General features: G+C 70.5%; 18 protein-coding genes. 10 read left to right on the top strand and 8 right to left on the bottom strand.

Annotated features, from left to right (window positions below):
* Window positions 1–119: 119 nt before the first annotated feature.
* Window positions 120–1643 carry an NAD(P)/FAD-dependent oxidoreductase gene (locus tag E1P53_RS02730; RefSeq protein ID WP_006900567.1) on the top strand — a complete coding sequence of 508 codons (1524 nt, stop codon included), beginning with the start codon at window positions 120–122 and terminating at the stop codon, window positions 1641–1643.
* A gap of 44 nt (window positions 1644–1687) precedes the next feature.
* Here E1P53_RS02730 and E1P53_RS02725 read toward each other — a convergent pair whose 3' ends face one another.
* The 8 genes from E1P53_RS02725 to E1P53_RS02690 all read right to left on the bottom strand — a co-directional run bounded on the left by E1P53_RS02725 (window position 1688) and on the right by E1P53_RS02690 (window position 8108).
* A complete protein-coding gene (locus E1P53_RS02725; protein WP_131733396.1) occupies window positions 1688–2413 on the bottom strand; it encodes an urease accessory protein UreD in 726 nt (241 codons plus the stop codon).
* A gap of 2 nt (window positions 2414–2415) precedes the next feature.
* Window positions 2416–3102, bottom strand: a complete 687-nt coding sequence (gene ureG / locus E1P53_RS02720) for an urease accessory protein UreG (protein ID WP_131733395.1) — start codon at window positions 3100–3102, stop codon at window positions 2416–2418.
* An 81-nt stretch (window positions 3103–3183) separates the two neighbouring features.
* Window positions 3184–3873 carry an urease accessory protein UreF gene (locus tag E1P53_RS02715; protein ID WP_131733394.1) on the bottom strand — a complete coding sequence of 230 codons (690 nt, stop codon included), beginning with the start codon at window positions 3871–3873 and terminating at the stop codon, window positions 3184–3186.
* On the bottom strand, window positions 3873–5591 hold the full coding sequence (locus tag E1P53_RS02710) for an urease subunit alpha (protein WP_131733393.1): 1719 nt from the start codon (window positions 5589–5591) through the stop codon (window positions 3873–3875). The genes E1P53_RS02715 and E1P53_RS02710 overlap by 1 nt, the downstream gene beginning before the upstream one ends.
* Window positions 5591–5965, bottom strand: a complete 375-nt coding sequence (locus E1P53_RS02705; protein WP_040526798.1) for an urease subunit beta — start codon at window positions 5963–5965, stop codon at window positions 5591–5593. The genes E1P53_RS02710 and E1P53_RS02705 overlap by 1 nt, the downstream gene beginning before the upstream one ends.
* Before the next feature lie 44 nt (window positions 5966–6009).
* The gene (locus tag E1P53_RS02700) at window positions 6010–6312 is read right to left on the bottom strand and encodes an urease subunit gamma (RefSeq protein WP_131733392.1); all 303 of its coding nucleotides are present in this window, start codon (window positions 6310–6312) and stop codon (window positions 6010–6012) included.
* A 139-nt stretch (window positions 6313–6451) separates the two neighbouring features.
* Entirely contained in the window at window positions 6452–7678 is a 1227-nt protein-coding gene (locus E1P53_RS02695) for a DUF6986 family protein (RefSeq protein ID WP_131733391.1), read from the bottom strand.
* A gap of 7 nt (window positions 7679–7685) precedes the next feature.
* On the bottom strand, window positions 7686–8108 hold the full coding sequence (locus E1P53_RS02690; protein WP_040526797.1) for a PaaI family thioesterase: 423 nt from the start codon (window positions 8106–8108) through the stop codon (window positions 7686–7688).
* Between the two features lie 358 nt (window positions 8109–8466).
* Between E1P53_RS02690 and E1P53_RS02685 the strand changes: the two genes are divergently transcribed.
* The 9 genes from E1P53_RS02685 (at window position 8467) to E1P53_RS02645 (ending at window position 19874) form a co-directional block, all read left to right on the top strand.
* Window positions 8467–8865, top strand: a complete 399-nt coding sequence (locus E1P53_RS02685; protein ID WP_006900558.1) for a BlaI/MecI/CopY family transcriptional regulator — start codon at window positions 8467–8469, stop codon at window positions 8863–8865.
* A gap of 43 nt (window positions 8866–8908) precedes the next feature.
* On the top strand, window positions 8909–9859 hold the full coding sequence (locus tag E1P53_RS02680) for a M56 family metallopeptidase (RefSeq protein WP_006900557.1): 951 nt from the start codon (window positions 8909–8911) through the stop codon (window positions 9857–9859).
* 105 nt (window positions 9860–9964) lie between these two features.
* Window positions 9965–11422 (top strand): NADP-dependent phosphogluconate dehydrogenase, encoded by a 1458-nt coding sequence (gene gnd, locus E1P53_RS02675; RefSeq protein WP_006900556.1) that lies wholly within the window; start codon window positions 9965–9967, stop codon window positions 11420–11422.
* 18 nt (window positions 11423–11440) lie between these two features.
* Complete coding sequence (guaB1, locus tag E1P53_RS02670; protein ID WP_131733390.1) at window positions 11441–12874, top strand: GMP reductase; 1434 nt, start codon at window positions 11441–11443, stop codon at window positions 12872–12874.
* A 1-nt stretch (window position 12875) separates the two neighbouring features.
* Window positions 12876–14282, top strand: coding sequence for a hemolysin family protein (locus E1P53_RS02665; protein ID WP_131733389.1), 1407 nt, complete (start codon window positions 12876–12878; stop codon window positions 14280–14282).
* The gene (locus tag E1P53_RS02660; RefSeq protein ID WP_006900553.1) at window positions 14275–15348 is read left to right on the top strand and encodes a hemolysin family protein; all 1074 of its coding nucleotides are present in this window, start codon (window positions 14275–14277) and stop codon (window positions 15346–15348) included. Before E1P53_RS02665 ends, E1P53_RS02660 begins: the two co-directional genes overlap by 8 nt.
* Window positions 15345–16235 carry a 3-methyladenine DNA glycosylase gene (locus tag E1P53_RS02655; protein WP_131733388.1) on the top strand — a complete coding sequence of 297 codons (891 nt, stop codon included), beginning with the start codon at window positions 15345–15347 and terminating at the stop codon, window positions 16233–16235. Before E1P53_RS02660 ends, E1P53_RS02655 begins: the two co-directional genes overlap by 4 nt.
* A 74-nt stretch (window positions 16236–16309) precedes the next feature.
* Entirely contained in the window at window positions 16310–18502 is a 2193-nt protein-coding gene (locus E1P53_RS02650; protein WP_131733387.1) for a malate synthase G, read from the top strand.
* Between the two features lie 139 nt (window positions 18503–18641).
* On the top strand, window positions 18642–19874 hold the full coding sequence (locus E1P53_RS02645) for a hypothetical protein (protein ID WP_131733386.1): 1233 nt from the start codon (window positions 18642–18644) through the stop codon (window positions 19872–19874).
* The last annotated feature ends 78 nt before the right edge of the window (window positions 19875–19952 follow it).

Raw genomic sequence — 19952 nt, 5'->3', positions numbered from 1 at the left:
GTTTTCGTCGGCCCGCACGCCGATACGGTGAGACCGTGACGGTCTGATCCGCCGAGGCCGAACCCACTCGGGACCGACGCCGAACCGTCCCCAATCGAGCGAGAAGGAGATGTCTGGAGATGAGCAGCCCCGCCGCCCAGGCCCCCGCACTTGCGGGCAAGGACCGCCGCAAAGTGGTCATCATCGGCTCCGGCTTCGGCGGATTGTTCGCCGCCCAGCGTCTTGCCAAGGCAGACGTCGACGTGACGCTGATCGCCAAGACCACCCACCATCTCTTCCAGCCGATGCTCTACCAGGTCGCGACCGGCATCGTCGCCGAGGGTGAGATCGCGCCGGCCACCCGCGTGGTGCTGCGCAAGCAGAAGAACACCCAGGTGCTCCTCGGCAACGTGTTCGACATCGACCTCGAGGCCAGGACCGTCACCTCGCGCTTCCTCGAGCGCATCACGGTGACCCCGTACGACGACCTGATCGTGGCCGCCGGCGCCGACCAGTCGTACTTCGGCAACGACCACTTCGCCGAGTACGCCCCCGGCATGAAGACCATCGACCACGCCCTCGAGCTCCGCGGCCGCATCCTCGGTGCCTTCGAGCAGGCCGAGCTGTCCCACGACCCGGCCGAGCGCGCCAAGCTGCTGACGTTCGTCGTCGTCGGCGCGGGCCCGACCGGTGTGGAGCTCGCCGGCCAGATCGCGGAGATGAGCGACAAGACGCTCAAGGGCGCCTTCCGCAACATCGACCCGACCGAGGCTCGGGTCATCCTCCTCGACGCGGCGCCGTCGGTGCTGCCGCCGTTCGGCCCGAAGCTCGGGCAGAAGGCCGCGGCCCGCCTGGAGAAGCTGGGCGTGGAGATCCAGCTCAACGCGATGGTCGTCGACGTCGACTACGACGGCCTCGTGGTCAAGGAGAAGGACGGCACCACCCGCCGGATCGAGTCCCAGTGCAAGGTCTGGTCGGCAGGCGTCCAGGCCAGCCCGCTCGGCAAGCTGCTCTCCGACCAGTCCGGCGCCGAACTCGACCGGGCCGGCCGCGTGAAGGTCCTGCCCGACCTGACGATCCCGGGCCACCCGGAGGTCTTCGTGGTCGGCGACATGATGGCGGTCGACGGTGTGCCCGGCGTCGCGCAGGGCGCGATCCAGGGCGGCCGCTACGCCGCGGACGCGATCAAGGCGTCGATGAAGGGCCAGACGCCGGACCAGCGCAAGCCGTTCAGCTACTTCGACAAGGGCTCGATGGCGACCATCTCGCGGTACTCCGCGGTGATGCAGGTCCCGATCCCGGGCACCAAGAAGAAGTTCGAGACCGAGGGCTACTTCGCGTGGCTCGGCTGGCTCGCCCTGCACCTCGTGTACCTGGTCGGCTTCCGCAACCGCCTGAACACGCTGATCAACTGGTTCTTCGCGTTCACCACCCGCGGACGCTCGCAGCTCGCGGTGACCGAGCAGCAGGTCTACGCGCGCACCGCGATGTCGGCGCTGGAGAAGCAGAACGCCGAGATCGAGGAGGCGGCGAGAAAGCGGGCGAAGTCCGGGGCGGCCGCCGCAACCGACCCGGGGACGGTGTCATCGGACGAGACCCCCGCGACCGGATCGGTGCCGACGGAGGGCGACAAGTCCAAGGAGAAGGAGCCCGAGGCCAGTTGACGGCACGACCGACGCCGTAGATTCTCGACCGCAGCCCTGGTCCCTCAGTGGGGGACCAGGGCTGCGGCGTCGAGTGAGTCGGCGAGGCGCCGGGTACCCGCGACCGACGTGCCGAGGGCACTCGTCAGGGTCGCCGCGCCCGCCAGACGCAGCCGGGCGGCGAAGGCCGTCGGGTGGACGTCCTCGGGACGGTCGTCGGGGTGGCGGAAGACACTGCTCATGGCCCGGTGTCCGGCGGTCGCCGCCGGCGTCCGATCGCCGAGCGCCACGCGATGCGCCAGCAGCACCTCCCCCCCGACCTCGACGCGCAGACCGCCCGTCCACCGGCCGGCGCGGTCCCGCCGGTTCCGGTCGGGATCGCCGCTGCTCGACGCGCGGCCGATCTGCACGTGTTCGTGAAGGTCCAGAGTGGCCGTGGGATCGAGGTCGACGACGATGTCCGAGGTGTGGAACGCACCGCCGGCGACGATCGTCGGTTGCGGGTCGACGCGCAGCCGCCCGCCGGCCCCGACCGTGATCTCCCACCGCGCACGCGAGTCGGCGCGATCGTGTGCCGGCAGTGCGATGGCGGCCGCCACGCTACCGAGGTGGAGATATGCGCCGGGTTCCACGGTGACCCGCACGACGATCTCGTCGCCGCCGAGCGGCGTGGCCGCGGTTCCGATCAGTTGCGCGTGGCCGGGCGCGGTCACCCGGACGGCGAGACCGCCTGTCGCCCTGTGCCGCACCCCGCGGCCGGCGGTCGCGACGATCTCGACGAGGGTGTCCACCGCTATCCGGCCGTCACGGGTGCCGCGAGCTGTTCACGCACCCACGCCAGCACGTCGGTGGCGGCCGGATTCTCGGTCAGCGAGATCATCGCGGTCGGCCGGCCCTCGCGCACCTTCTCGGCATCGCGGCGCATGACGTCGAGGTCGGCGCCGACACGCTCGGCGAGATCGGTCTTGTTGATCACCAGCAGATCCGAGAAGGTCACGCCCGGGCCGCCCTTGCGCGGCACCTTGTCCCCGCCCGCGACGTCGATGACGAAGATCTGCACGTCGATGAGGCCGGTCGAGAACGTCGCGGTGAGGTTGTCGCCGCCGGACTCGACGAGGATCAGGTCCAGGGGCGGATTCGCCTCGATGAGGTCGTCGATGGCGTCGAGGTTGGCGGTGATGTCGTCGCGGATCGCGGTGTGCGGGCAGCCGCCGGTCTGCACCGCGGTGATCCGCTCGTCGGGCAGGACCGCGTTGCGGCGCAGGAAGTCCGCGTCCTCGGTGGTGTAGATGTCGTTGGTCAGGACCGCGACCGACAGCTCGTCGCGCAACTGGCGGCAGAGGGCGGCGACGAGCGCGGTCTTGCCGGAGCCGACGGGGCCGCCGACGCCGATCCGCAGCGGCTCGCCCGGTGCACGCTTGCGGCGGGGCCGGTCGTGGTCATGGGCGTGCGGCTGCCCGTCGATGAGATGCGGGGGCATCGGTGACTCCTCTCGGTGGGGCTGTGCTCTCGGTGGGTTCGGCGTCCGGTCGGTGGGGACTGCATCCGAGCGCCGGCGCGCTCAGGACATGAACAGCGGCATCGGTTGCCGCTCGTGGCGTTCGGCGAAGACGTCGAGAATCGGATCCGACAGGTCGGCGAGCCCGACCGCGGCCTGTGCCGCGACGCGTTCGCACTCGGCGCCGAGCTCGGCGATCATGATCGCCACATCGGCCGGGTCGAGCGCGAGCAGTCGCTGCCCTGCGGTCGCCGAGCCGCTCATCGTCGTGTAGACGAGGACCAGCGCGGTATGGAAGCCCGACAACGACGACGCGGCGCCGATCGACCCGCTGATCACCGGCAGGTGCGTCGCCGGGCGGTGCGCCGACCAGTCGTGGTCGGCGAACATCCTCCGGGCGAGGCGGACCATCCCCCTCCCCTGCGCCAGCGAGGCCTTGCGCGCCGCGGCCGACGGGGTGCGTGCATCGGTCTCCCGTTGCGCAGCGGCGACGTCGAGCCTGCCGTCGGCGACGGCGGCCGCGATCGACCCCGTCACCAGACCGCTGGTGGTGACCCGGCGGTAGAGGAAGCCTGCGAGCTCGTCTGCGGTGCGGATGAATCCGTCGGCGATGGCCTGCTCGACGCCGCCCGAGTGGACGTGACCGCCCACCGGCAGCCGGGAGTCGGCCAGCGACAGCATCATCGCCAGCGGGGCATGCGCGGGCGACTGCGTCCCCGGCGCCGGGCCGGCGGGTTCCGGTCGGTCGGACATCAGAACAGGAAGTATCTCTGTGCCATGGGCAGTTCGGCGACCGGCTCGGCGTCCCAGACCTCGCCGTCGACCGTGACCGTGAACGTGTCCGGGTCGACCTCGATGGTCGGGCAGGCGTCGTTGTTCACCATGTCGGCCTTGCCGACCTTCCGCGTGTTCTTGACCGGGACGAGCCGGCGGTCGACGCCGATCCGCCCGGCGAGGTCCGGATCGGCGCCGGGCGCGACGAAGCCGACCGACGTCGCGGACGCGAGTTTCGGCGCGGCGCCGAACATCGGCCGCGGCAGGACCGGCTGCGGCGTGGGGATGGATGCGTTCGCGTCGCCCATCGCCGCCCAGGCGATCGCCCCGCCCTTGATGACGAGGTCGGGACGGACGCCGAAGAACGCGGGGTCCCACACCACGAGGTCGGCCAGCTTGCCGACCTCCACCGAGCCGATCTCGTCGTCGAATCCGTGCGCGACCGCGGGGCAGATCGTGTACTTCGCGACATAGCGCCGGGCGCGGTTGTTGTCGGCCCGCCCATCGCCCGGCAGCGAGCCGCGCTTGCGTTTCATGACGTGGGCGGTCTGCCAGGTCCGGAGCACGACCTCGCCGATGCGGCCCATGGCCTGCGAGTCCGACCCGATCATCGAGATCGCGCCCAGGTCGTGCAGCAGGTCCTCCGCGGCGATCGTCGACGGCCGGATGCGGCTCTCCGCGAAGGCGAGGTCCTCGGGGACCGTCGGGTTGAGGTGGTGGCACACCATGAGCATGTCGAGGTGCTCGTCGAGGGTGTTGACGGTGTGCGGACGCGTCGGATTGGTCGACGAGGGAAGCACATTCGGGTACGCGGCCACGGTGATGATGTCGGGCGCGTGCCCGCCGCCGGCCCCCTCGGTGTGGTACGCGTGGATGCTCCGGCCGCCGATGGCGCCGAGGGTCGACTCGACGAAGCCCGCCTCGTTGAGCGTGTCGGAGTGCAGGGCCACCTGGACGCCGGTCTCGTCGGCGACCCGCAGGCACGCGTCGATCGCCGCCGGGGTGCTCCCCCAGTCCTCGTGGAGTTTGAATCCGGATGCGCCGGCGCGGATCTGCTCGTGCATCGCCTCGGCGCTGACGGTGTTGCCCTTGCCGAGCAGGGCGATGTTCATCGGCCAGTGATCGGTCGCGGCGAGGATCGACGCGAGATGCCAGGCGCCCGGGGTCACGGTCGTGGCCTTGCTGCCCTCGGCCGGTCCGGTGCCGCCGCCGATCAGCGTGGTGACGCCGTTGCCGAGCGCCTCGTCGAGGATCTGCGGGCAGATGAAGTGGACGTGGCAGTCGATGGCGCCGGCGGTGACGATCTTGCCGTTGCCCGCGAGGATCTCGGTGGTCGGCCCGATGACGAGGTCCGGGTGGACGCCGTCCATGGTGTCGGGGTTGCCGGCCTTGCCGAGCGCGACGATGCGTCCGTCGCGAATCCCGAGGTCGGCCTTGACGACTCCCCAGTGGTCGAGCACGACGACACCGGTGATGACGGTGTCGGGGGCGCCGTCGGCGCGGGTCGCGCGGCTCTGCCCCATGGATTCGCGGATCACCTTGCCGCCGCCGAAGACGGCCTCGTCCCCGGCGCGCCCCGGTCCGCCCGAGAGGTCGTCGGTGATCTCGATGAGCAGGTCGGTGTCGGCGAGGCGGATGAGGTCGCCGGTCGTCGGGCCGAAGAGCTGTGCATACCGGTCGCGTCCCAGGATCGCCATCACGGCCTCCCGTCGGCGGCGTCGGCCACCGGGCCGAGCGCGCCCGGCGGGTCCAGCGAGATCCCGTGCACCTCACGGGATCCGCCCAGCGGGACGAGCGCGACGGTCATCTCGATCCCCGGCTCGAACCGCACCGCGGTCCCCGCGGGGATGTCCAGACGCCGCCCGCGCGCGAGTGCGCGATCGAACTCGAGCGCCGCGTTGGCCTGGGGGAAGTGGACGTGGCTGCCCACCTGCACGGGCCGGTCGCCGGAGTTGACCACGGTCACCTCGACGACCTCAGCGCCGGCGTTCAGCTCGATCGTGCCCCCGGCGGCGATGATCTCGCCGGGGACCACGGACGACCTCGTCGATGTGGTTGGCGTTCCCGACATCTCGGCCTTTCTCGGTTGCGTCAGCGGCTTCGGGTGGTGCGGTACTACGAGATCGGGTCGTGGACGGTCACCAGCTTGGTGCCGTCCTGGAAGGTCGCCTCGACCTGCACGTCGTGCAGCATCTCGGGCACCCCGTCCATGACGTCCTCGCGGCGGAGCACCTCACGGCCGGAGGCCATGAGCTCGGCCACCGAACGACCGTCGCGCGCGCCCTCGAGCACGTGGTCGGTGATGATCGCCACCGCCTCGGGGTGATTCAGCTTGAGCCCGCGGGCCTGTCGTCGTCGAGCGAGTTCGGCCGCGTAGGAGATCAACAGCCGTTCCTGTTCATGCGGCGACAGTCGCACCGGGTTCACTCCTCAGCAGTTCGCCGACCGTGGGTCGTATCTGGTGTCGGTGACGGGTCTTTCGGTGACAAGCCGACATCCTGCCACGCACCGGCGTCATCGGCGCGGCGACGACGAGCGCAAGGGCCGAAGACCGAGGTCAGTCCCCGAGGCTCCCGCCGGCCGACCGCAACTCGTCGAGCCACGCCGCGGTGACGAGCGGCGCGATCGCGGCGACCTCGTCGTGGGTGAACGCCCCGGCGTGGACCCCGCGCCGGATGACCAGAGCGAGCGACATCGCGGTGGCCGGTTCGTCCATCACGTCCGAGCCGGTGCGCTCGGCATACGCCTGCAGGCGCCGGGCCGCGACGGGCATCGCCGACCGGTAGAACCCGGCGACCGCGAGCCAGCGCGTGACGAGATGGCCCGGATGCATGTCCCAGCCCTGATAGAACCCCCGCTCGAGGGATCGCACGACCAGGCCGTGGTGGCGCCGGACCGCGGCCTCGACGGCGTCGGGCGGCCCGACGGGCACGACCTGTGTCGAGCCGTCGCTGACCCAGACCCCGGTCTGGGCGGCCGCGCCCTGCATGACGGCCTTCGCGTGGTCGGCGACCGGATGCGCGAGCGACTGTTGCGCCGAGACGATGCCGCACGCCGCGCTGTAGTCGTAGGTTCCGTAGTGCAGTGCGCGCACCCGCGGCCGGCCACGATGGATCGCCTCGGCCACGGTCGCCCGGCCGTCGGCGCCGAGCACCGCCTGTGGGATCTCGACCTGCAGTTCGTAGCCGAGAGCGCCCTCGTCGAGACCGTGGACGCGTTCGAACTCGGCGCAGATGAGGTTGACCGCGTCGACCTGCCGGGCGTCGCGCAGCTTCGGGACGGTGAAGACGAATCCGTCCGGCACGCCGCCGGCCGCGTCGAGGACCAGCTCGAGGGTGCGCAGGCCTCGGCGGCGTTCGCCGGCGCCGAGGCCCTTGGCCCGGACCCCGGCCATGCGCGGGGCGGCCGGACGCATCGACGTCCACGCCGCGAGCACCTCGCCGGCGTGACGAGCGTGACGATCCTCGACGGCGTCGTCGCGCCGGCCGTAGCCGTCCTCGAGGTCGATGCGCAGGTCCTCGATCGGGTTGGTCCGCAACCTGCTCAGCGCGACCGCGAGCGCCTCCTCGCCGCCGAGGTCGGCCAGCACCGGACGGACGTCGGCGGCGAGTTCCAGGGCTCGCCGGCCCCACTGCGCCGGCGTGTCGACCTCGACGTCGGCGGCGCTGACGTAGACGGTGTGCACCGGCTGCGGTTCGGCCCGGTCACCCGGGAACCCCGCGGCGAGGTCGGCGTCGACCGCGCCGAGGATCTCCTCGATCCGTGACGTGGTCTCGGGGTTCACCGACCCCTCACTCGCCCTCGAGGTTCTGGAGGCGGACCTGGGTCTTGGCGACCAGCCGGCCACTCTCGTCGACCATGTCGACCGCCCACAGCTGCTGGCGACGACCACGGTGGATCGGCGTGGAGGTCGCGGTGATCGTGCCGGAGGAGACCGAGCGCAGGAAGTCGGTGTTGTTGTTGACGCCGACCGCGTGACCGCCGATGCCCGTCTCGTGCAGCCAGAGGAATCCACTCATGCTCGCGACGCTCTCCCCGACCGCGCAGTACACGCCGCCGTGGACGATGCCGAACGGCTGGTGGTGCTTCTCGGTGATCTCCATGGTCGCGACGATCCGATCGGGCCCCGCCTCGACGACCTCGAGGCCGAGAACGCCGTCGAGTCCCTTTCCGGCCGAACCCCGGAGGATGTCATCCACACTGTTCGCTGTCATGGCGTCAACATTCGCATGAGCGCCCGCGGTTCGCGATCCCACCCCGGGAACCCCACCCCGGGAACACAGTCGCCGCGCGCGGGAACACAGACGCCGCGCGCGTCGTTGACACCGCACACGAACGAACCGGAAGGCCCCGCACCTCGGGGAGATGCGGGGCCTTCCGTGATGTGGACCGGGGGTCTCTGCAGCCCTCAGGACACTCGCGCGGTCCGACGACAATTAATGTAGGCTAGCCTTACCAACGTGTCAAGGGCGCGAGAAGACGCCACGCGAGAGGCGTGGCCACCCGTGCCGAACCACAACGAGGTGGAGCGCGACGGGCCGGCGGACAGACAGAGGAAGGCACGGCAGTACAATGCGAAAGATGAATGGGCTCGGCGACCTCGAACGCGCGGTCATGGACACGCTGTGGGCGAGCGCGGAACCGCAGACCGTGCGACAGGTGCACGAAACGCTGTCGCGCGATCGCTCCCTCGCGTACACCACGGTGATGACCGTCCTGCAGCGTCTCGCCAAGAAGAATCTGGTCACCCAGATCCGCGACGACCGCGCCCACAAATACGTCCCCACCCACCCGCGTGAGGATCTGGTGGCAAGCCTGATGGTCGACGCCCTCAGCGAGGCCGATGCGCCCGGATCGCGTCACGCCGCGCTGGTCTCCTTCGTCGGCCGCGTCGGCGCAGACGAGGCCGCCGCACTCCGCCACGCACTGGATGAACTCGAAGCAGCACGAGGAACTCGCGAAAAGGGATAGATTCTCCGCACGCCCCCACAGCCGACCCTGAGGAAGACACCGGATGACCGCCCTGCTCTTCGGCATCGTCAGCCTGGTGCTCGCCGGACCCGTACCCGAGGCCTTGTCCCGGGCCAAGTGGCCGATCCGAGCCCCACGCGCGGCGATGACGCTGTGGCAGGCCATCGCACTCGCCGCGGTCCTCTCGGCATTCAGTTGCGGCCTGGCGATCGCGTCCAATCTCCTCGTCATCGGCCCCGACGGCACCCCCTCGGCCAATCCGCTGCGCGAGATCGACCGCCTCGGCCTGCCGCTGTGGCTCACGTGTGTCGCGGTCTTCGTGCTCACGCTGCTGATCGGCGCCCGCCTCTTCTACACCACGATCCGCGTGGGACTGCGCACCCGCGCCCGCCGCAAGGCCCATCGCCAGCTCATCGACATCCTCGACCGCTGCGACCGCAGCGACGCCGACGATCCGCTCTATGCCCGCGACGTCCGGATGATCGACGTCGAGCAGCCCCTCGCCTACTGCCTCCCCGGACTCCGGCAGCGGGTCGTCGTCAGCGAGGGCGTCGTACACCGGCTCACCCGTGACGAACTCGTCGCGGTGCTCGCCCACGAACGGGCCCACCTGCGCGCTCGACACGATCTCGTCCTCGAGGCCTTCATCGCGCTGCACGAGGCCTTCCCGCGTTTCGTGCGCTCGCAGTCGGCGCTCGGCGCCGCGGAGCTGCTCGTCGAGGCACTCGCCGACGACCAGGCCGTCCGCAAGACCACACCCACCACGCTCGGCCGTGCGCTCGTCGCCTGCGCCGACGCGGTGGCCCCGCGCGGGGCGATGGCGGTCGGCGGCCCCACCACCCTCACCCGGGTCCACCGCCTGCGCGACAACCGCCCGGCCCGGTGCATCGCGGCGACCGCCTACACCGCGGCCGCGGCCATCCTCGTCGTGCCGACGCTGGCCGTCGCGATCCCCTGGCTCACCGAGCTCAACCGCCTCATGTCGGCCTTCTGACGCGCGAGCCGCACCCGACCCCCGTCCACAGGGTGATCGCCCGTCGGACAAGTACATCGGGAGAGCCGATCGCGTGATCGGGCCGTCAGGCAATAGGCTGTCCGCATGAACAACGTCGAGGCTTCGTCATCGTCCGGAAAAGCGCAGATCGGTGTCACCGGTCTGGCCGTCATGGGTTCCAACATCGCGCGTAACTTCGCGCGTCACGGGTACACCGTCGCGCTGCACAACCGCAGCATCGCCAAGACCGACGCCCTGATCGCCAACCACGGCGACGAGGGGAACTTCATCCGCACCGAGACGATCGCCGAGTTCGTCGCCGCCCTCGAACGTCCCCGCCGCGTGCTGATCATGGTCAAGGCCGGCGCCCCGACCGACGCGGTCATCGAGGAACTCGCCGATGCGATGGAACCCGGCGACATCATCATCGACGGCGGCAACTCCCTCTACACCGACACCATCCGACGCGAGGCCGCCATGTCGGCCCGCGGACTCAACTTCGTCGGAGCCGGCATCTCCGGCGGCGAAGAGGGCGCCCTCAACGGCCCCGCGATCATGCCCGGCGGCCCAGCCGAGTCGTACGAGTCGCTCGGTCCGATGCTCGAGTCGATCGCCGCGCAGGTCGACGGCGAACCGTGCTGCACGCACATCGGCCCCGACGGCAGCGGCCACTTCGTCAAGATGGTCCACAACGGCATCGAGTACGCCGACATGCAGCTCATCGGCGAGGCCTACGACCTGATGCGCAAGGCACTCGACCTGCCGGTCGCCGAGATCGCCGACGTCTTCCGCGAGTGGAACACCACCGAACTCGAGAGCTACCTGATCGAGATCACCGCCGAGGTCCTCAGCCAGGTCGACGCCGAGACCGGCAAGCCGCTCGTCGACGTCATCGTCGACGCCGCCGGCCAGAAGGGCACCGGCCGCTGGACCGTGAAGTCCGCGCTGGATCTGGGCATCCCCACCACCGGCATCGCCGAGGCCGTCTTCGCACGCGCTCTGTCCAGCTCCACCGACCAGCGCCTCGCCGCCCGCGGGCTGAAGGCCGGCGCGCTCGGCGAGGCCCCCGCCGACAAGGCCCGGTTCATCGAGGACATCAAGGCCGCGCTGTACGCCTCGAAGGTCGTCGCCTACGCCCAGGGCTTCGACCAGATCGCCGCCGGCAGCGCCGAGTACGGCTGGGACGTCGACCGCGGCGCGCTCGCCACCATCTGGCGCGGCGGCTGCATCATCCGCGCGCAGTTCCTCAACCGCATCCGCGAGGCCTACGCCGACGACCCCGCACTGCCCAGCCTGCTGCTGGCCCCCTACTTCCGCGACGCGGTCGAGGCCGGCATCGACAGCTGGCGGCGCGTGGTCTCCACCGCCACCCTGCTCGGCATCCCGGTGCCCGCCTTCGCCTCCTCGCTGTCCTATTACGACGCCCTGCGCGCCGAGCGCCTGCCCGCCGCCCTCACCCAGGGCCTGCGCGACTACTTCGGCGCCCACACCTACCAGCGCGTCGACAAGGAGGGCACCTTCCACACACTGTGGAGCGGCGACCGCTCCGAGGTCGCCGAATAAGGAGCCTGCGAGCAACCGGTGCGATTCATCGAAGGCCATCGGCCGACCCACGATCTGACCTACGACGATGTGTTCATCGTCCCGGGTAGGTCCGATGTCACCTCGCGCTTCGACGTCGACCTGTCGACCGCGGACGGCACGGGATGCACCATCCCGATCGTCGTCGCGAACATGACCGCGGTCGCGGGCAAGCGCATGGCCGAGACGGTCGCACGCCGCGGCGGCCTCGTGGTCCTGCCACAGGACCTGCCCATCGAGGCCGCCGCGGCATCGATCGCCTACGTGAAGTCGCGCCACCTCGTCGCCGACACCCCGGTGACCCTGAGCCCGTCGGACTCGGTGACCGATGCGGTCGCCCTCATCCCCAAACGGGCTCACGGCCTGGCCGTGGTGGTGGAGGACGGCAGGCCCGTCGGGGTCGTCACCGAGCGACGCTGCCGCGACATCGACCGGTTCGCCCGGGTCCGGGAGGTCCTCGACCCCGACATCGTCACCCTGCCGGTCGCCACCCCGCCGCGCGAGGTGTTCGACGCGCTGGGCGACCTCCATCTCGGGCTGGCCATCCTCGTCGACGACGACGGCCGACTGGCCGGCGTCCTCACCCGTCGCGGAGCACTGCGCCACGCCATCTACCGACCCAACGTCGACGCGACGGGCCGGCTCCGCATCGCCGCCGCCGTCGGCATCAACGGCGACGTCGTGGGCAAGGCCCGCGCGCTCGTGGGCGCCGGGGCAGACCTGCTGGTCATCGACACCGCCCACGGGCACCAGGAGAAGATGCTCTCCGTGCTGAGGGCGGTCGCCGACGCCGATCTCGGCGTTCCGATCGCGGCCGGCAACGTGGTGTCGGCGGAGGGCACACTCGACCTGATCGCGGCCGGGGCGTCCATCGTGAAGGTCGGCGTCGGGCCGGGCGCCATGTGCACGACCCGCATGATGACCGGCGTCGGGCGTCCGCAGTTCTCCGCGGTCGCCGAATGTGCCGCCGTGGCAGCAGGTCACGGGGCCTCGGTCTGGGCCGACGGCGGTGTGCGGCATCCCCGCGACGTCGCACTGGCCCTCGCGGCCGGTGCGTCGAACGTCATGATCGGGTCGTGGTTCGCCGGCACGCACGAGTCGCCCGGCGACCTGCTCGAGGACGAGAACGGCCCCTACAAGGTGAGTTTCGGGATGGCGTCCAAGCGCGCGGTGGCCGCCCGGTCGAGCGGCGACAGCGCCTATGACCGGGCCCGCAAGGCCCTGTTCGAGGAAGGGATCTCGAGTTCGCGCATCCGCATCGATCCCGACCGCCCCGGTGTGGAGGACCTCATCGACCACATCTGCTCCGGCGTGCGCAGCACCGCGACCTACACGGGCGCCCGCAACCTCAGGGAACTGCACGACCGGGTGGTTCTCGGCGTCCAATCGTCCGCCGGCTTCGCCGAAGGGCGTCCCCTGCCGGGCGGGTGGTGACGTGGAGGTCTTCCTTCTCGTCGCCGGCCTCGTCGGCTTCGTCGCACTGACCCTCGGCACGGCGCTGTTCGTGGCGGCCGAGTTCTCCCTGACCGCGCTGGAGCGCTCGACGATCGCCGCCGACGTCGCCGCGCGCGGGGACCGCCGGTCCCGCCTGGTCCAGCGGGCGCACTCGACACTGTCGTTCCAGCTCTCCGGTGCCCAGCTCGGCATCACCATCACCACCCTGATCACCGGCTACATCGCCGAACCCGTGCTGGCCCGGATCATCAAGCCGCCGATGACCGCGCTCGGCGTCAGCGAATCGGTGGCCTCGGGGACGTCGCTGGCGCTCGCGCTCATCATCGCGACGTCGTTGTCGATGGTGCTCGGCGAGCTGATACCCAAGAACCTCGCCATCGCCAAGGCCCTCGCCGTCGCCCGGGCCACCGCCGGCCCGATGACGGTCTTCTCGGCCGTGTTCCGCTGGGCGATCAACGGACTCAACGGCACCGCCAACTGGATCGTGCGGCGGTTCGGCATCGAGCCGACCGACGAGCTCGCCTCCGCCCGTTCGCCCCAGGAGCTGGTCTCGCTGGTGCGCAACTCGGCCCGGCGGGGCGCGATGGACGAGCAGACGGCGACCCTGGTCGACCGTTCCCTGCGCTTCGGCGAGCTCACCGCCGAGGATCTGATGACCCCGCGCGTCACCATCGACACCCTCGATCGCGACGACACCGTCCGCGATCTGGTCATCGCCTCGTCGCGCACCGGCCACTCACGGTTCCCGGTGGTCGTCGACGGCGACCTCGACGACCTCGTGGGCGTCGTGCACATCAAGCAGGCGTTCATGATCCCGCCCGAACTGCAGGCGACGACGCCGGTCACCTCGATCGCCCGGGCCGTGCCCCGGGTCCCGGCCAGCCTGGACGGCGACGCGCTCATGGAGCGGATCCGCGCCGACGGCATGGAACTGTGCGTGGTCATCGACGAGTACGGCGGGACCGCGGGGATCGTCACCACCGAGGACCTCATCGAGGAGATCCTCGGCGACGTCACCGACGAACACGACTACGAGCGGGCCGACGTGGCCGTCGACGGCAACGGCTACATGTGCTCGGGGCTGCTGCGGATCGACGAGCTCTACGACGCCACCGGCTACCACGCCCCGGACGGGCCGTACGACACCCTCGGCGGGCTCGTCATGTACTGCCTCGGGCGCATCCCGGAGGTGAACGACGTGGTCGACCTGCCGCACCGCTCCCCGGTCAGCGAGGGCGACGACGACTCGCCGGAGACCCCCGACACCGGACCCGAGGTCACGTGGCGCGCGACGGTGACCCACATGGACGGCCGCCGGGTGGACGTGGTCGCCCTGCGCCCGGCGCCCGCCGACGCCCCCCGACAGCCGGAGGCCCTCGATGGGTGACCTGTGGGCGGTCCTGCTCGCCGTCGTGCTCCTCGCGGGCAACGCCTTCTTCGTCGGCGCGGAGTTCTCGCTCATCTCCGCGCGGCGCGATCGTCTCGAGGCGCTCGCCGACAGCGGCAAGAAGCGTGCCCGCACCGTCATCCACGCGGGCGAGCACCTGTCGCTGATGCTGGCCGGCGCGCAACTGGGCATCACGATCTGCTCGATCCTGCTCGGCCGCGTCGGCGAGCCGGCCGTCGCGCACCTGATCGAGAAGCCGCTCGACCTGCTGCACGTGCCCCACGCCCTGCTGCACCCGATCTCGTTCGCGATCGCGTTGTCGCTGGTCGTCGTGCTCCATATCCTGCTCGGCGAGATGGTCCCGAAGAACATCGCCCTCGCCGGGCCGGAGGCCGCCGCGATGCTGCTGGTGCCGGCGCACCTGGTGTTCATCAAGCTGGTGCGGCCGCTGATCGCGTTCTACAACTGGATCGCCAACATCGGGCTGCGCCTGATGCGGGTCGAGCCCAAGGACGAACTCGAGTCGACCGTGTCGCTGGGCGAACTCGCGCAGATGCTCGGCGAGTCCAAGCAGGAGGGACTCATCGACGCCGAGGAGCACGAGCGCCTGACGCGCGCCCTGCAGTCGGTCGGCCGCAAGGTCACCGAGGTGATGATCCCGCTCGAGGCGATGCGCAGCGTCAAGGTCCAGGTGTCGGCGACCGGCGGCATCGGTCCGACGCTGGGCGCCGTCGAGAAGGCGGTGAGCGAGACCGGGTTCTCGCGGTTCCCCGTCCGTGGGACCGACGGCACCTTCACCGGGTATCTCCACCTGAAGGACGTGCTCGACGAGATCCTCGACGAGCACATCGGACCGGACACCATCATCGGCGTGGACAAGATCCGGCCGCTGCCGGTGATCGCCTCGACCACCCCGCTCGACGAGGCGACGACCATCCTGCGGCGGACGAGTTCGCACCTGGGCGCCGTGGTCGACGAGACCGGTCGTACGATCGGCATCGTCGCGCTGGCCGACCTCGTGGAGGAGTTCGTCGGCAACGTCCGCGACGAGACCCACCGGGTGTGACCACAGTGACCGTTCGACTCGAATCGCCGACCCTGCTGACCGGAGAGCAGTGGCGTGCGCGCCGCGACGCCCACCGCCGCCGCGTCGACGCCCTGATCGGCCCGTACCTCGCCGCGCGTCGTCGCGGACTCAAGCACCCGGTCATCGACTTCCTGTTCACCTACTACTCGTCGCGGCCCTCCCATGTGCTGCGGTGGCATCCGGGTTACGGGGTGACGCTCGCCGACGCCGCCGAGTACCTGCAGCTCCGCGGCTACGAGTCCGCCGACGGCGGCGTACGGGTCGGCGCGGAGTACCTCCGGCGCCGGCTCGACTCCATCGAGTCGACCATCGCGCTGCTGCGGGCGACGGCCTCGCGCCCGGCGCGGCTGGGCTGCTTCGGGCTGCACGAATGGGCGATGGTCTACCGCACCGACGAGACCCGACACGACATCCCGCTGCGGCTCGGACGGGAGGGGACCGACCGCGTCGTCGAACAGATGCCGCTGCGCTGCACCCACTTCGACGCCTTCCGCTTCTTCACCGGGCCGGCGCGTCCGCTCAACGAGAACCAGCTCACCCGCGACACCCAGATCGACCACGAGCAGCCCGGGTGCCTGCACGCAACGATGGATCTGTACCGCCACTGCTTCGGTCTCGCACCGCTGCTTCCGGCCGAGCTGACCGTCGACTGCTTCGAGCTCGCGCTCCGCGCCCGCGACCTCGACATGCGGGCGAGTCCCTACGACCTCCGCGACCTCGGCTACGAGCCCGTCGCCATCGAGACCCCGGCGGGGCGAGCCGAATACGTGCGGCGGCAATCGGCCATCGCGGAGGCCGGAACAGAACTCCGCGCGCAGGTGTTGGAGAGGTGCGCGCACCTGGCCGAGATCGCGCGCCGCGCCTAAACAGGACGCCTGTACGGTTCAGTCTTACCGGCTAGTAGCATAGGGGCGTCTTCATTCGCTCGAGAAAGGCAATCATGTCGGACCGGATCACCGTCAACGGGTTGCAGGTCGCTTCCGTCCTGTACGACTTCATCAACAACGAGGCGCTGCCCGGCACCGGTGTAGAGGCCGACGCCTTCTGGTCCGGTGCGGCATCGGTGATCGCCGACCTCGCGCCGCGCAACCGCGAGCTGCTGAGGGTTCGCGACGAGCTGCAGGCCAAGATCGATGCCTGGCACCGTGACCACAAGGGCGCCGACCTCACCCCTGGCACCGCGGACTTCGACGCCTACAAGTCCTTCCTCACCGAGATCGGCTACCTCGCCGAGGTCCCCGCCGACTTCCAGATCACCACCGACAACGTCGACCGCGAGATCTCCGAGACCGCCGGTCCGCAGCTGGTGGTGCCCGTCCTCAACGCCCGCTTCGCGCTCAACGCGGCGAACGCCCGCTGGGGTTCGCTCTACGACGCGCTGTACGGCACCGACGCCATCCCGGAGACCGACGGCGCCGAGAAGGGCTCGTCGTACAACAAGGTCCGCGGCGACAAGGTCATCGCCTACGCCAAGGACTTCCTGGACAAGGCCGTCCCGCTCGAGGGCGGCAGCTACACCGACGCCCGCGGTTTCGCCGTGGTCGACGGCGCCCTGCAGGTGACCCTCGACGGTGGCGCGACCACCACGCTCGCCGACCCGTCGGCCTTCGTCGGCTACCGCGGCGACGCCTCCGCGCCGTCGAGCGTGCTGCTGCGCCACAACGGCCTGCACCTCGACATCGAGATCGACCCGTCCTCGCCGATCGGTTCGACCGACCCGGCCGGCATCAAGGACGTCGTCGTCGAGTCCGCGATCACCACGATCATGGACTTCGAGGACTCGGTCGCCGCGGTCGACGCCGACGACAAGGTCGTCGGGTACCGCAACTGGCTGGGCCTCAACAAGGGCGATCTGGCCGAAGAGGTCAGCAAGAACGGCAAGACCTTCACCCGCGTGCTCAACGGCGACCGCGAGTACACCGCTCCGGACGGCTCGACCTTCGCGCTGCACGGCCGCTCCCTGCTGTTCGTTCGCAACGTCGGCCACCTGATGACCAACGACGCGGTCCTCGACGCCGATGGCAACGAGGTCCCCGAGGGCATCCTCGACGGCCTGGTCACCTCGCTGATCGGCATCCACGGACTCAGCACCGAGGGTCTGCAGAACTCCCGCACCGGCTCGATCTACATCGTGAAGCCGAAGATGCACGGACCCGAGGAGGTCGCCTTCACCGTCGAGCTGTTCGGCCGTGTCGAGCAGGTCCTCGGACTCCCGAAGAACACCCTCAAGGTCGGCATCATGGACGAGGAGCGCCGCACCACGGTCAACCTCAAGGCCTGCATCAAGGCCGCCTCCGAGCGCGTGGTCTTCATCAACACCGGCTTCCTCGACCGCACCGGCGACGAGATCCACACCTCGATGGAGGCCGGCGCGATGGTGCGCAAGGCCGAGATGAAGAAGCAGAAGTGGATCGCGGCGTACGAGGACTTCAACGTCGACACCGGCCTGCACGCGGGTCTGCAGCACAAGGCCCAGATCGGCAAGGGCATGTGGGCCATGCCCGACCTGATGGCAGACATGCTCGAGCAGAAGATCGGCCACCCGAAGTCCGGCGCCACCACCGCGTGGGTCCCGTCGCCGACCGCCGCGACCCTGCATGCGCTGCACTACCACTACGTCGACGTGTTCGAGCGTCAGGACGAGATCGCCAAGCGCGAGCCGGCCTCGGTCGACGACATCCTGACCATCCCGCTGGCCAAGAACACCGACTGGTCCGACGAGGAGAAGCAGGAAGAGCTCGACAACAACTGCCAGTCGATCCTGGGCTACGTCGTCCGCTGGATCGATCAGGGCGTCGGCTGCTCGAAGGTGCCCGACATCCACGACGTCGCGCTGATGGAGGACCGCGCCACCCTGCGCATCTCCAGCCAGCTGCTGGCCAACTGGCTGCGCCACGGCATCGTCTCCGAGGCCGACATCGTCGCCTCGCTCGAGCGGATGGCGCCGGTCGTCGACCGCCAGAACGCCGGTGACGCGAAGTACCGTCCGATGGCGCCCGACTTCGACTCCAGCATCGCCTTCCAGGCGGCCAAGGAGCTCATCCTCGAGGGCGGCAAGCAGCCGAACGGCTACACCGAGCCGATCCTGCACCGCCGTCGCCGCGAGTTCAAGGCCGCCAACCCGGCCGGCTGACCGACCGCAAGACACGCTCTGATACGACCGTGCCGGACCTTCGTGGTCCGGCACGGCGTATCGTCGTACCCTGCGCCGCACCACACGCGACGTGGCGCGGCGTGTTGTTTTGCGCACCAGTGCAGGGAGGGCAACGGCGTTGGCACATCATCGCAGTGGCGGCGGGCAGAGCATCCGCAACCGAGGCGTCAGCCGTGGAGTCGTGGCCGCCCTCCTGTCGGCCGTGCTGATCGCAGCCGTCGTGGTCGTCTGGTTCGATCTCGGCGACACCATCGACAGGCAGGCCGACGACGCCGCGGCGCAGTGCGTCGAGGGGCCGGCGACCGTGCCGATCATCGCCGACCCGGACATCGCCCCGGGCCTCACCGCGATCGCCGAGGCGTTCGCCGCGACGAAACCCGTGATCCGCGATCACTGCGTCACCATCGCGGTCCGCCCGGGTGACGCGAAGATCACCCTCGACGGCCTCACCGGCACATGGGAGACCGAGTCGATGGGCGACTACCCGGCCGCGTGGGTCCCGCAGTCGTCGGTGTGGTCGGCCGACCTCGCCGCGGCCGAGCCGGGTCTGATCGAGGGCAACCCGCGCTCGCTGGTCTCGACCCCGGTCGTCCTCGCCGTCTCCCCCGACCTCGCGCGCGCCGTCGGCGACCGCCTCGACTGGTCTGCGGTCCCGACACTGCAGCGGCGCGACGCGTCGCTGACCGACTTCGACCTGCAGGGTTGGGGCTCGCTGCGCATGGCGATGCCGGTCGGCGCCCAGTCGGACGCCAGTGCCCTCGCCGCCCAGGCGGTCGCCACCAGCGTCACCCGCACGACCGGTCCACTCACCACCGCCGACGCCGAGTCCCCGCGCGTCACCTCGACCGTGCGAGCGATGCTCGAGGGGGCGCCGGTTTCGCCCGACGGCACGCCGCAGGGCGCGGCGACGGTCATCGCCGACGCACCCGATCCCGCGCGCTCCCGAATCCACGTCGTGCCGATCACCGAACAGCGGCTTTACCAGATGACCAAGTCGGACACGACGGCACGCCTCGCCGAACTGGTGCCGGGAGGGCCGACGCCGATCGCCGACTACCCGATCATCCGGCTCTCCGGCGAGCAGGTCAGCGACGTCGCCGCCGACGCGGTGTCGGAGTTCACCGCCTTCGCCTCCGAACCCGATCAGCTGCAGCGGCTGACCGAGCTCGGGTTCCGCGGCGACGCCCCGCTGCCGGAGCCGACCGCGACCGTCGCCTTCCCGCGGACCCCGAGTCCGATGCCCACCCCGGAGAACGGCGCGATCGTGGCGATCAACCGCGTCGTGTACGGAACCGCCGCCGCGCCCACCGGTCCGACCGGAGCACCGGCGCCGTCGGGGGCCGGAGGCTAGGACCCGCCGAGCCCGCGAAGACAGCCGCGACGACGAAGGCGCCCCTCGACCCCGACACACCGGGCGAGGGGCGCCTGT

The organism is Gordonia paraffinivorans (assembly GCF_900683595.1).
In the GTDB taxonomy this organism is placed as follows: Bacteria; Actinomycetota; Actinomycetes; order Mycobacteriales; family Mycobacteriaceae; genus Gordonia; species Gordonia paraffinivorans.
This window is presented reverse-complemented; position numbering and strand designations above follow the sequence as displayed.

Excerpts from the sequence above, each read along its gene's own strand:
- ureG (WP_131733395.1), bottom strand. The coding sequence starts at position 3,102 with ATGCCCCCGCATCTCATCGACGGGCAGCCGCACGCCCATGACCACGAC.
- E1P53_RS02660 (WP_006900553.1), top strand. The coding sequence starts at position 14,275 with ATGGGTGACCTGTGGGCGGTCCTGCTCGCCGTCGTGCTCCTCGCGGGC.
- E1P53_RS02685 (WP_006900558.1), top strand. The coding sequence starts at position 8,467 with ATGCGAAAGATGAATGGGCTCGGCGACCTCGAACGCGCGGTCATGGAC.
- E1P53_RS02730 (WP_006900567.1), top strand. The coding sequence starts at position 120 with ATGAGCAGCCCCGCCGCCCAGGCCCCCGCACTTGCGGGCAAGGACCGC.
- E1P53_RS02705 (WP_040526798.1), bottom strand. The coding sequence starts at position 5,965 with ATGTCGGGAACGCCAACCACATCGACGAGGTCGTCCGTGGTCCCCGGC.
- gnd (WP_006900556.1), top strand. The coding sequence starts at position 9,965 with ATGAACAACGTCGAGGCTTCGTCATCGTCCGGAAAAGCGCAGATCGGT.
- E1P53_RS02680 (WP_006900557.1), top strand. The coding sequence starts at position 8,909 with ATGACCGCCCTGCTCTTCGGCATCGTCAGCCTGGTGCTCGCCGGACCC.
- E1P53_RS02710 (WP_131733393.1), bottom strand. The coding sequence starts at position 5,591 with ATGGCGATCCTGGGACGCGACCGGTATGCACAGCTCTTCGGCCCGACG.
- E1P53_RS02650 (WP_131733387.1), top strand. The coding sequence starts at position 16,310 with ATGTCGGACCGGATCACCGTCAACGGGTTGCAGGTCGCTTCCGTCCTG.
- E1P53_RS02690 (WP_040526797.1), bottom strand. The coding sequence starts at position 8,108 with ATGACAGCGAACAGTGTGGATGACATCCTCCGGGGTTCGGCCGGAAAG.
- E1P53_RS02715 (WP_131733394.1), bottom strand. The coding sequence starts at position 3,873 with ATGTCCGACCGACCGGAACCCGCCGGCCCGGCGCCGGGGACGCAGTCG.